Genomic DNA, 11,046 nt, shown 5'->3' on the forward strand with positions numbered 1-11,046 from the left:
GCGGCAAGACGCCGTGGTCGCAGGTCTTGCTCTTCCACAACGCCACCGCGCTGCTGCGCCGGTGGCGTTGTGCTTTCCAGATCCGGAAATAGCGGGCGCTTCAGCCTGCATTTCGTCGTTTTGCACAGGCGTGGTCTTGCCCACAATCCATTACACAGAAGTTCACACGTGCTTCTGCCGACCGGGCCCCGCCCGGCAACTCGTTTCCCAAGTTGCTTGGGTCCGCATCGGCAGCGTGCACCTGCCGCTTTCACGTGAGATCTTTTTTTGGATTTGGAGTGAATCACCATGGCCCAGACGATCAACACCAACCTGGTCTCCCTGAACGCACAGCGCAATCAATCGATGTCGCAAGCGTCCCTGGCGACCTCGATGCAGCGCCTGTCCTCAGGTCTGCGCGTCAACAGCGCCAAGGACGATGCGGCGGGTCTGGCGATTGCCGAGCGCATGAACGCGCAGGTCAAGGGCATGAACGTGGCGGTTCGCAACGCGAACGACGGCATCTCGATGGCGCAGACCGCTGAAGGCGCGCTGGGCAAGGTGTCGGATTCGCTGCAGCGCATGCGTGAGCTGGCGGTGCAGTCGAAGAACGCGACCAACAGCGACAGCGACCGCGACTCGCTCGACAAGGAGTTCGGCGAGCTCGCCAAGGAAATTCAGCGCGTCGCGGGCGGCACAACCTTCAACGGCAAGGCCATCCTGGGCGCGGATGCGGGTGCACAGACCTTCCAGGTCGGCGCCAACACCACAACGGACGACACGATCGACATCACCACGACCAACATGACGACCAATGCCACCATCGTCTCCGTGGCGGGTACGGACAACACGGGTGCGGGTCGCTCCACGATCGACAGTGCAGCGGCAACGGCCGGCACCATTAACACCACCATCGATGCGATTGATGACGCGCTCGACATCATCAACTCCGAGCGTGCCACGCTGGGTGCATCGCAGTCGCGCTTCGACTCGGTGATCTCGAACCTGCAGGTGTCGGTGGAGAACCAGTCGGCCGCGCGCAGCCGGATCATGGACGCGGACTTCGCGGCGGAAACCTCCAACCTGAGCCGCTCGCAGATCCTGCAGCAGGCCGGCAACGCGATGATCGCGCAGGCCAATCAGCTGCCCCAGCAGGTCATGAAGCTGCTGGGCTGATGCCTGGCACAGCTCGGGCTGTGGTGCGGTTCTGCACGGGTGGTGCTCAAGTTGGCGCGCCCGGCGCCGATAGACAAGTCGTCTGGCGGTAAAGAAATCGCCGGACGACTTTTCTTTTTCGTCTCTGCATCGATGAAGGGTACGCATCATGGCCAGCATCAGTTCAGCCGGTATCGGCAGCGGTTTGGATGTCAGTTCGATCGTCACCCAGTTGATGTCGGTCGAGAAAGCGCCTCTGCAGCAAATGCAGACGGAGGCGACCAAGATCCAGAGCAAGTTGAGCGCCTACGGAAAAATCCAGAGCTATGTCTCGGCCCTGCGTGACAGCGCCCTCGCGCTGACCAAGTCCACCACCTGGGGCAACACCACCGCGACGCCCGGGGACGCGAGCGTCTTCACTGCCACCACCGACAGCGCGGCCTCGGCCGCCAGCTACAGCCTGACCGTGCAGCAGCTGGCGGGGGCGCAGACGCTGGCGTCCAGCGCCTGGCCCGCCTCGGTCTCGACGGTGGGCGCCGGTGTCCTGCGCCTGGAAATGGGCACCTACGGAACGGACCCCACCAGCTTCGCGCCCAAGAGCGGCAGCACGGGGGTGGATGTGACCATCTCGGCCACCGACACCCTGGCCGATGTGCGCGACAAGATCAATGCCGCCAAGGCTGGCGTGACGGCCTCCCTCGTCAACGATGCGTCGGGCTCGCGACTCGTGATGCGTTCCACCGAGACCGGCACGGCCAACGCATTTCGCGTCACGGCCACGGACGGCGACGGCAACAACAGCGACGCCAGCGGCCTCTCGAAGCTGGCCTACGACCCTTCTGCCGGCATCGGCTCCATGACCCAGACGCAGGCCGCCAAGGACGCCAAGGCCACCATCGACGGCCTGGCGGTGACCTCGTCGAGCAATCTGTTGAGCGATGTGGTGACGGGCGTGACGATCAAGCTCGCCAAGACCACCACGACTGCGGTGGATTTGACCGTGGCCAGCAACACCGATGCGATCAAGACGGCGGTCACGGCGTTCTCGGACGCCTACAACAACCTCAACAAGTACCTGACCGACCAGACCAAGTACGACGCGACGGCGAAAAAGGGCTCGACGCTGCAGGGCGACTCGGGCACCAACGCGTTGCGCGCGGCCATGCGCGGGATCATCGGCGACACCAGTGGTGTGAGCGGTGCCTTCAAGCGCATGGCGGACATCGGCCTCGACCCTCAGGCCGACGGCACGCTCAAGGTCGACAGCACCAAGCTGACCAACGCGCTGGGCAAGCTCTCGGACGTCAAGGCGCTGTTTGCCACCAAGGATGCCGTGCTCGACACCGGCAACGGTTTTGCCACCCGAATCCAGAAGTGGGGCGACGGCCTGCTGAGCTTCGAGGGCTCGATCACCACGCGCAGCAGCAGCCTGCAGCGCCAGATCGACGCCAACACCAAGCGGCAGGAAAGCTTCAACACGCGCATGACGCAGGTCGAGACCCGCATGCGGGCGCAGTACACCGCGCTCGACACCAAGATGAGCACGCTGAACGGCCTGTCGTCCTACATGACGCAGCAGATCACCAACATGAACAAGAGTTCTGCCTGATGTACGCCGTCAATGACGTCATAAGCCGTGCTGCCGTGGCGCATTTCAAGGCTTAAAACGGTGCTCTGCAACTCAAGTCGACCCGGTGCTGGTCGATAACTCTTACAAGCAGTTCAAACAAACCCACGCACAGGAAGTCCCCCATGTTCAGCCAAGCGTCACCTTTCGGTCGTCCCCGCCACTCGGCCCACATGTATCAGCAAGTGGGTGTGGAGACGGGTGTTTCCACCGCCTCGCCGCACAAGCTGACGCTGATGCTGTTCGACGGCCTGCTGGGGGACATCAAGCTGGCGCGGGTTTCGATGGCCGAAGGCCGCATCGAGGACAAGGGCCGCCACATCAGCCACGCCGGACGCATCCTCGACGAGGGTCTCAAGGCTGCGCTGAACCTGCAGGCCGGGGGCGAGATCGCGCTCAACCTGCGCGACCTGTACGACTACTGCCAGGTGCGCCTGATGCACGCCAATCTGCGCAACGACGACGCGGCGCTGAAAGAGGTGCTGGCGCTGATCGAGCCGGTGCGTGAGGGCTGGGCCGGGATGGCGGCTTCGCTGCAGTCCTGAGCCACCCCCGATCCTGATCCTGTTGCCGTATTCCAGTTTCCCAGACGCTGCACCGCCTGACCCCACACCGCCATGTCGCACACCATCATGAAGACCGCCGCCGCTCCTGCCCAGTCCATCAACCATGCCTTGCTGCAGTACTACGAGGCCATCGAGACCGCCAGTCGCGAGATGCTGGAAGCCGCGCGCACGGGCGACTGGGATCGGGTGGTCAAGCTCGAAGGCGCTTGTGCGGTGCTGATCTCGCAGCTCAAGCACGCCGCGCATGAGCGCGAGCTGGGCCGCGACGAGGTGCAGGTCAAGGCGCGCATCATGCAGCGCATCCTGCTCAACGACGCCGAGATCCGCCACCTGGCCGAGCCGTGGCTGGAAGACATCGACAACATGCTGACGGGCCACCCGGGCGGCGTGCTGCACTGATTCGCAAGACTGCAAGACCTGTCAAGAAGCGCCGACATGACACGCTCCACCCTGCAGATCGATCCGATGCCCCTGCGTGCCCAGGTGGCCGAGCCGGTCGCGCCGCTGGCGCAGTACCGCCTGCGCAGCGCGGTCGAGGTGCAGGCCCTGCTGCGGCAGTTCGTGGCGGCCGAGGCGCCCCTCACGCTGGCCATGCCGGATGGCCTGAACTACACCACCAGTCTGTGGGGCGAGGACGCCGCACGCGGCGTGCTGGTGTTTGCGGTCGACCCGGCCGATGAGCGCGTGCAGCGCCTGCTGGCGGCGGACGAGGCGGTGGCGGTGGGCTACCTCGACAGCGTCAAGGTGCAGTTTGATGTGCAGGGATTGATGCTGGTGCACGGGCGCGATGCCAGCGCGCTGCATGCGCAGTTCCCGCAGGAGATCTACCGGTTTCAGCGGCGCGAGAGTTTCCGCGTCCGCCCGGTCGGGCCGGGCCAGCCGCGCATGCGTCTGGGTGCGCCCGGCACCGAGGTGCCGCCGCTGACCTTGCGTGTGCTGGACCTGAGCCACGGCGGCGTGGCGTTGCTGCTGCAGGAGCCGGTGCCGGGGCTGCAGGTCGGGCGCGTGATCGAAGCCGCCGTGCTGGAGCTGGACATCGCCACCCGCATCACGGTGCAGCTGAGCATCGTGCACGCCGTGGCGCAGACGGTCCAGCAGGGCGGGCCGCCAGGCTGGCGGCTGGGCTGCGATCTGCGCCCCATCGACGCCGAAGGCCAGCGCGTGCTGCAGCGGTATCTGGAGCTGGCGCAGAAGAAGCGCCGGCTGGTGTCGCTTTGAGCGGGTCGATCAGACCTGCATGTTCATGATTTCGCTGTAGGCCTGCGCCAGCTTGTTGCGCACCTGCAGCGTGGCCTGGAAGCCGATCTGCGCTTTCTGCATGGCCAGCATGGTCTGTTCGATGCTGACGGTGGGGTTGTCCATCGACACCTCCCGCTGCATGGCCTGTGCGCCCAGTTGCGCCTGGCTCACGCCGCGCAGCGCGCTGCTGAAGACCTGCGAAAAACCACCACTGGCGCCCTGTACGCCCGATGAGCCGCCAGCCGCATCTGCGCCACTCAGCCCAGCCGTCTGCGCCTGCTGGCGCACGCGCTGGGCGACCTCAGGCATGCCGGCACGGGTGGCGGCTTGCGCGAAATTGAACGGTTTGAGTTGAACATTCATGGGCGGCTGACGCGGGCAATGAGCCTTGTCGTCATGTAGCTCACTGTAGTGGCGTGGCCGCGCCGGGATGGTGCGAAGTGGGGGCGGATCGCTGGGCTGTTCTCGGCATCGTGGCAGGCCGGGTTTGCGAATAATCAGCGCCATGGAACAAGCTGCGCTGCAACCTCTCACGCCCAACACCGTCGCCGCCGAGGCCGATGCCGGCCCGGTGGGGTTCGGCGCGCGCCTGGCCGCGCTGCCCATGGCCCGCAAGGTGGCGCTGGGCGGTGGCATTGCTGCGCTGCTGGCGCTGGTGGTGGCGTCGGCCCTGTGGAGCAGCTCGCCCGACTACAAGGTGCTGTTTGCCAACGTGTCGGACAAGGACGGCGGCGCCATCGTCGCGCAGCTGTCGCAGATGGCGGTGCCCTACAAGTTCACCGAGGGTGGTACCGCCATCCTGGTGCCGGCCGACAAGGTCCATGACGCGCGCCTGAAGCTGGCCCAGGCCGGCCTGCCCAAGGGCGGCACGGTGGGTTTCGAGCTGATGGACAACGCCCGCTTCGGCACCACGCAGTTCCAGGAGCGGCTGAACTTCCAGCGCGGCCTGGAGGGCGAGCTGGTGCGCTCGATCACGGCCCTGTCGGCCGTGGAGGGGGCCCGCGTGCACCTGGCACTGCCCAACCAGAACGGTTTCTTTCGCGACCAGCAGAAGCCCAGCGCCAGCGTGCTGCTGACGCTGCACCCGGGCCGGACGCTGGACCGCGCCCAGCTGGCCGGCATCGTGCACCTGGTGGCGTCGAGCCTGCCCGAACTCAACCCCAAGGCGGTGAGCGTGCTCGACCAGACCGGCACGCTGCTGACCGGCTCGCCTGAAGGTATGGCCGGCGCCAATGGCGGGCTGGACGCGCAGCAGCTGCAGTACGTCAACAACATCGAGGCGCAGTACACGAAGCGCATCATGGACATCCTGGAGCCGGTGGTCGGACGCGAGAACCTGCGCGCGCAGGTCAGCGCCGAGCTGGATTTCTCGCAGACCGAATCGACCTCCGAAGAGTTCAAGCCCAACCAGGGCCAGGAGCCGGCGGCTGTGCGCAGCGCGCAGACCTCCGAGAGCAACGGCGGCGCCACCAACATGCCCACCGGCGTGCCCGGCGCCACCAGCAACCAGCCGCCGCTGCCGGCTGCCGCGCCCATCAACGGCAACGCCCAGCCCATGCAGCCGGCCCAGACCGGCGGCACCGGGGGCACCGGCAAGCGCGAGGCGCTGACCAACTACGAGGTCGACAAGACCGTGCGCGTCACGCGCGGCGCCACCGGCACCATCAAGCGCCTGAGCGCGGCCGTGGTGGTCAACCACCGCAGCGTCACCGACAAGAAGGGCGTCGTGCAGTCGGTGGCGATGAGCCAGGAAGACCTCGACAAGCTCACCTCGCTGGTGCAGGAAACCGTGGGTTTCAGCAAGGACCGGGGGGATTCGGTCAAGGTGATCAACACGCCGTTCCAGGTCGAGAAGCCGATTGAAGACACCACGCCGCTGTGGAAGCAGCCTGAGATGCGCGACCTGCTGCGCCAGTTTGCCGGCCCGATCGGCCTGGCGCTGCTGGCCCTGGTGATCGTGTTCGGCGCGATCCGCCCGGCGCTCAAGCAGGCAGCCCCGCCGCCGCCGGCCCCGCCGCTGCTGGACGCGGTGGTGGACGACGAGCAGCAACTGCCCGCGCTCGAAGGCGAGGAAGCCGCAGCCGCCGCCCTGGCGCTGGAGAACGCCGCCAATGTGCCCGCGCTGCCCAGCCCGGCGCAGATCGAGTCGCAGCAACGCATCGAGAATGCCCGCAAGATGGCGCGTGAGAACCCGATGGCCGTGGCCAACATCATGCGCGGCTGGGTCAGCGGCGAAAGCTGACGCCACGCACCTTTACCTATCAAGGGCCAAGAAATCATGGACGAAAAAGGCCTGGAAGACGCGGCCATCCTGCTGATGTCGCTCGGCGAGGAAGAGGCTGCCGAGGTCTTCAAGCACCTCAGCCCCAAGGAAGTGCAGCGCCTGGGCGAGACCATCGCCCGCATGAAGTCGGTCTCGCGCGAGCGCTTCGATGGCGTCATCAACCGGTTTCACGCCGAGGCGGCCGACCACAGCACCCTCGTCACCGACACCGACGAGTACGTCAAGGCCGTGCTGCGCAAGGCCCTGGGCGAGGACAAGGCCAATCTGCTGATCGACCGCATCCTGCAGGGCAGCGACGTCTCGGGCATCGAGAGCCTGAAGTGGATGGATCCGGCCGCGATTGCCGAGCTGATGCGCAACGAGCACCCGCAGATCGTCGCCGCCATCCTGGTGCACCTGGAGTTCGACCAGGTGGCCGACGTGCTCAAGGGCCTGCCCGAGCGCACGCGCAACGAGGTGATGGTGCGCGTGGCCACGCTCGACGGCATCCAGCCGAGTGCGCTCAAGGACCTGAACGAGGTGCTCTCGAAGGTGCTGGCCGGCGGCGACCGCATGCGCAAGGCCAATCTGGGTGGCGTGAAGAGCGCGGCGGAGATCATCAACATGATGGGCTCGGCGATCGAGACCTCGGTGCTGGACTACATCCGCGAGGCCGATGGCGACCTGGCGCAGAAGATCATGGACAACATGTTCACCTTCGACGACGTGGTCAAGATCGACGACAAGGGCATCCAGTCGCTGTTGAAGGAAGTGCAGAGCGAGTCGCTCATCATCGCGCTCAAGGGCTCGACGCCCGAGATGCGCGACAAGGTCTTCCGCAACATGTCGAGCCGTGCAGCCGAGACGCTGAAAGAAGACCTCGAATCGCGCGGCCCGGTGCGGCTGTCGGACGTCGAGGCCGAGCAGAAGGAAATGCTGAAGATCGTCCGCCGTCTGGCCGATGAAGGCCAGATCGTGTTGGGCGGAGGCGGCGATGACCAGTTCGTCTGACAAGTCGGGCGCCCGTCCCGGCGTCTACAGCCGCTTCATTCCGCGCGAGGAACTCAACGGCTTTGCGGCCTGGACGCCTGGTAACTTCGGCGGCGCACCCGCCGCGCACCGCTCCGGTGGCAGCCCGCCCGAGCCGAAGGCACCGCCGCCGGTGCAGCGCCGCGCCACCGACAACCCCGAGGAAAGCGCCGCCTTCGAGGCGCGCCGCCGTGCCGAGGCGCTCGCGCTCGAAGCCGCCCACGCCGAGGCCGTGCGCCAGGCCCGCGACGGCGGCTACCAGGACGGCTACCGCGACGGCCTGAGCGCGCTGGAGAACTTCAAGCACAGCTTTGCCGCCCAGACCAGCGCCCAGGTCGACGCGGTGGTGCAGCAGCTGCAGACGCAGCTGGATGAACTGCAGCGCGACCTGGCCCAGCGCGTGGCCGGCATCGCGCTCGATGTGGCGCGCCACGTGGTGCGCAGTGACATCCAGGCCGATCCCCGGCTGGTGCTGGCCGTGACGCAGGAGGCGCTGGGCGCGCTGCTCAACTCGGCCCGCCACGTCAGCGTGCGGCTCCACCCCGAAGACCAGGCGCTGGTGGCCGAAGGCTGCGCCGACCTGCTGGCCGACCGGGGCGCCCGGCTGGTGGCTGACGCGCAGATCGAGCGTGGCGGCTGCCTGGTCGAGTCCGACATCGGCGTGGTCGACGCCCAGGTGGCCGTGCGCTGGCAGCGCGCCTGCGCCACGCTCGGCCGGGCTGAGGCCTGGAAAGTGGTGGACGTGCCAGATGCTGGCGATGCGCTGGACGCCGCAGACGCTGGAGGTGCCGCATGAGCATCGCGCTGACCGAGTGGAACCGCTATCTCAATGACCTGAGCCAATTCGCCGCCAGCCCCGTGCCGCCGGTGGTCTACGGCTCGCTGGTGCGGGTGTCGGGCATCGTGCTGGAGGCGGCGGGCATCCGCGCGCCGGTCGGCTCGCTCTGCGAAGTGCAGATGCCCGGCCTGCCGTCCGTGCCGGCCGAGGTGGTCGGCTTCTCGGGCGACCGGGCTTTCCTGATGCCCACCGGTGAGGTGCACGGCCTGGTCAGCGGCGCACGCGTCGTGCCGCTCGACTTGGTGGTGCAGGCGCCCGAACTGGGCCAGCCCGCGCACCCGTGGCGGCGCAGCGAGGACCGCTCGCGCCATCTGCCGGTCGGCGCCGGCCTGCTCGGCCGGGTGGTGGATGCGCAGGGCGTGCCGATGGACAAGCTCGGACCGCTGCAGATGGTGCGCCCCGAGCCGATGGCGCGCCGTCCGCTCAACGCCATGGAACGCGACCCGGTGCGCCAGCCGCTGGATACCGGCGTGCGGGCCATCAACTCGCTGCTGACGGTCGGCCGGGGCCAGCGCATGGGCCTGTTTGCCGGCACCGGCGTGGGCAAATCGGTGTTGCTGGGCATGATGGCGCGCTACACCGCGGCGGATGTGATCGTGGTCGGCCTGATCGGCGAGCGCGGCCGCGAGGTCAAGGAATTCATCGAAGACATCCTGGGCGAGGAAGGCATCAAGCGCAGCGTGGTGGTGGCCGCCCCGGCCGATGCGCCGCCGCTGATCCGCATGCAGGGCGCGACCTACGCTACCGCGATTGCCGAACACTTTCGCGACCAGGGCCTGGACGTGCTGCTGCTGATGGACTCGCTCACGCGCTACGCCATGGCGCAGCGCGAGATCGGCGCTGGCGATCGGCGAGCCGCCGGCCACCAAGGGCTATCCGCCGAGCTGTTTTGCCAAGCTGCCGCAACTGGTGGAGCGCAGCGGCAACGGCCTGGCCGGCGGCGGCTCGATCACCGCGTTCTACACCGTGCTGAGTGAGGGCGACGACCAGCAGGACCCGATCGCCGACGCGGCGCGCGGCATCCTGGACGGCCACATCGTGCTGAGCCGCGAGCTGGCCGAGTCGGGCCACTACCCGGCCATCGACATCGAGAAATCCATCTCGCGCGTGATGACCAACGTCGCGCCGCGCGAACACATCGAGGCCGCGCGCCGGCTGCGCCAGATGCTGTCGCGCGTCAACAAGGCCCGTGACCTGATCCAGCTGGGCGCCTACGTGCCCGGGCACGACGCCGAGCTCGACCTGGCCGTGCGCGCCCAGCCCGCCATGATGGCGCTGCTGCAGCAGGACACCTGGCAGCGTGCCACCCTGGCCGACAGCGTGCAGGTGATGCAGCAGGTGGCTGCCAGCCGCTGAACCGGCGGCTGAATTTGGAATAGCCCCCGAGACACCGCGCTTGTCCGGCTTTGGCACCTGGGCAAACCGATGAATCATTCGGCATGGCTCATTCATCGACACTCCAACCCCTGCTAGTCCTGCTGGAACATGCCGAGCGTCAACGCGACGATGCCTTGACGGCGCAGCGCAAGGTCGAGGCGGGCCTCACCGCCGCCCTGGCCCAGCAACAGCAGCTCAGCGACTACCGCAGCGAATACGAACAGCGCTGGACCGCACAGTTCCGCACCGGCGTCACCATGGTGCTGATGCAGTGCTACCAGGAGTTTCTGGGCCGCCTGCGCGGCGCGGTCGACATGCAGGGCCACCAGGTGGCGCGGCTGCGGCTGGAACTCGACCGTGCCCGCACCGCCACCCTGGCCGCCGAGGTGCGGGTGGCCTCGGTGCGCAAGCTGATCGAGCGGCGCGAAACCGCGCACACCCGCAACACCGAGCGCCGCGAGCAGAAGCAGCTGGATGAATTTGCCTCGCGCATGGCCTGGCAGCGCCTGAACGCCGGGCCGAGCAGCGCGCTGATGCGCTAAGGGGCTGTCGAGCCATGTCCAGCAACTTGTCCAGCCTGAGCGCAGAGACCGCCCGGCGTGACCGCATCCAGTCCGAGCCGGGCGCCCGCAAGTCCGCCGACAGCGCACCGCCAAGCAAGTCCGGCACCTTCGCCGGGCTGATGCAGCAAGCGCAGGCTGCCCAGTCCACGCCGTCCGCCGACAGTGCCCGCCCGGCGGTGAATGCGCGCCACGGCGTGCATCCAGCCCGATCGAACGCGGCGGACATGGCATCAGCCGATGCCGCCATGGGCACGGACGAGCAGGGCGCCGAGCCGACTGCAGACGAGCGCACCGCCGTGCAACGCCGCACGCCGGCCCCTGGCGCCCGCAGCAACGCGGTGTCACCCCGCGCCGATGAGGCCGACGAAGCGAATCCGACTGAGAAACCGGCCGCGCACCGCGCGCCCGCC

At 67.6% G+C, this 11,046-nt stretch carries 10 protein-coding genes and 2 pseudogenes; 11 read left to right on the top strand and 1 reads right to left on the bottom strand.

Annotated elements, in window-relative coordinates; translation table 11 throughout:
- The first annotated feature begins 288 nt into the window (after positions 1 to 288).
- The 5 genes from AC5IG3_RS13325 (at position 289) to AC5IG3_RS13345 (ending at position 4,545) form a co-directional block, all read left to right on the top strand.
- A complete protein-coding gene (locus tag AC5IG3_RS13325; RefSeq protein ID WP_491906761.1) occupies positions 289 to 1,155 on the top strand; it encodes a flagellin domain-containing protein in 867 nt (288 codons plus the stop codon).
- 148 nt (positions 1,156 to 1,303) lie between these two features.
- A complete protein-coding gene (gene fliD, locus AC5IG3_RS13330; protein WP_491906762.1) occupies positions 1,304 to 2,743 on the top strand; it encodes a flagellar filament capping protein FliD in 1,440 nt (479 codons plus the stop codon).
- Between the two features lie 143 nt (positions 2,744 to 2,886).
- Positions 2,887 to 3,306, top strand: coding sequence for a flagellar export chaperone FliS (gene fliS / locus AC5IG3_RS13335; RefSeq protein ID WP_491906763.1), 420 nt, complete (start codon positions 2,887 to 2,889; stop codon positions 3,304 to 3,306).
- Positions 3,307 to 3,378: 72 nt separating this feature from the next.
- A complete protein-coding gene (locus AC5IG3_RS13340; protein WP_491906764.1) occupies positions 3,379 to 3,726 on the top strand; it encodes a flagellar protein FliT in 348 nt (115 codons plus the stop codon).
- 36 nt (positions 3,727 to 3,762) lie between these two features.
- Positions 3,763 to 4,545, top strand: a complete 783-nt coding sequence (locus AC5IG3_RS13345; protein ID WP_491906765.1) for a flagellar brake protein — start codon at positions 3,763 to 3,765, stop codon at positions 4,543 to 4,545.
- 9 nt (positions 4,546 to 4,554) lie between these two features.
- Here the strand turns inward: AC5IG3_RS13345 and fliE are convergent, their stop codons facing one another.
- A complete protein-coding gene (gene fliE, locus AC5IG3_RS13350; protein WP_491906766.1) occupies positions 4,555 to 4,929 on the bottom strand; it encodes a flagellar hook-basal body complex protein FliE in 375 nt (124 codons plus the stop codon).
- Positions 4,930 to 5,071: 142 nt separating this feature from the next.
- Between fliE and fliF the strand changes: the two genes are divergently transcribed.
- The 6 genes and pseudogenes from fliF to AC5IG3_RS13380 all read left to right on the top strand — a co-directional run.
- Positions 5,072 to 6,808: a flagellar basal-body MS-ring/collar protein FliF gene (gene fliF, locus AC5IG3_RS13355; protein WP_491906767.1), complete on the top strand. Its 1,737-nt coding sequence runs from the start codon at positions 5,072 to 5,074 to the stop codon at positions 6,806 to 6,808.
- A 36-nt stretch (positions 6,809 to 6,844) separates the two neighbouring features.
- A complete protein-coding gene (fliG, locus tag AC5IG3_RS13360) occupies positions 6,845 to 7,840 on the top strand; it encodes a flagellar motor switch protein FliG (RefSeq protein ID WP_491906768.1) in 996 nt (331 codons plus the stop codon).
- Positions 7,824 to 8,654 carry a FliH/SctL family protein gene (locus AC5IG3_RS13365; RefSeq protein WP_491906769.1) on the top strand — a complete coding sequence of 277 codons (831 nt, stop codon included), beginning with the start codon at positions 7,824 to 7,826 and terminating at the stop codon, positions 8,652 to 8,654. Before fliG ends, AC5IG3_RS13365 begins: the two co-directional genes overlap by 17 nt.
- Positions 8,651 to 10,052, top strand: a pseudogene (gene fliI, locus AC5IG3_RS13370) (flagellar protein export ATPase FliI). Before AC5IG3_RS13365 ends, fliI begins: the two are co-directional and overlap by 4 nt.
- A gap of 83 nt (positions 10,053 to 10,135) precedes the next feature.
- Entirely contained in the window at positions 10,136 to 10,615 is a 480-nt protein-coding gene (gene fliJ / locus AC5IG3_RS13375; protein WP_491906770.1) for a flagellar export protein FliJ, read from the top strand.
- Positions 10,616 to 10,629: 14 nt separating this feature from the next.
- Positions 10,630 to 11,046, top strand: a pseudogene (locus AC5IG3_RS13380) (hypothetical protein); the annotation flags it as partial.

It is taken from the genome of Leptothrix sp. (in: b-proteobacteria), assembly GCF_965250675.1.
Lineage (GTDB): Bacteria > Pseudomonadota > Gammaproteobacteria > Burkholderiales > Burkholderiaceae_C > Sphaerotilus.

Coding starts and splice junctions, on each gene's coding strand:
- AC5IG3_RS13325 (WP_491906761.1), top strand. CDS start 289: ATGGCCCAGACGATCAACACCAACCTGGTCTCCCTGAACGCACAGCGC.
- fliD (WP_491906762.1), top strand. CDS start 1,304: ATGGCCAGCATCAGTTCAGCCGGTATCGGCAGCGGTTTGGATGTCAGT.
- fliS (WP_491906763.1), top strand. CDS start 2,887: ATGTTCAGCCAAGCGTCACCTTTCGGTCGTCCCCGCCACTCGGCCCAC.
- AC5IG3_RS13340 (WP_491906764.1), top strand. CDS start 3,379: ATGTCGCACACCATCATGAAGACCGCCGCCGCTCCTGCCCAGTCCATC.
- AC5IG3_RS13345 (WP_491906765.1), top strand. CDS start 3,763: ATGACACGCTCCACCCTGCAGATCGATCCGATGCCCCTGCGTGCCCAG.
- fliE (WP_491906766.1), bottom strand. CDS start 4,929: ATGAATGTTCAACTCAAACCGTTCAATTTCGCGCAAGCCGCCACCCGT.
- fliF (WP_491906767.1), top strand. CDS start 5,072: ATGGAACAAGCTGCGCTGCAACCTCTCACGCCCAACACCGTCGCCGCC.
- fliG (WP_491906768.1), top strand. CDS start 6,845: ATGGACGAAAAAGGCCTGGAAGACGCGGCCATCCTGCTGATGTCGCTC.
- AC5IG3_RS13365 (WP_491906769.1), top strand. CDS start 7,824: ATGACCAGTTCGTCTGACAAGTCGGGCGCCCGTCCCGGCGTCTACAGC.
- fliJ (WP_491906770.1), top strand. CDS start 10,136: ATGGCTCATTCATCGACACTCCAACCCCTGCTAGTCCTGCTGGAACAT.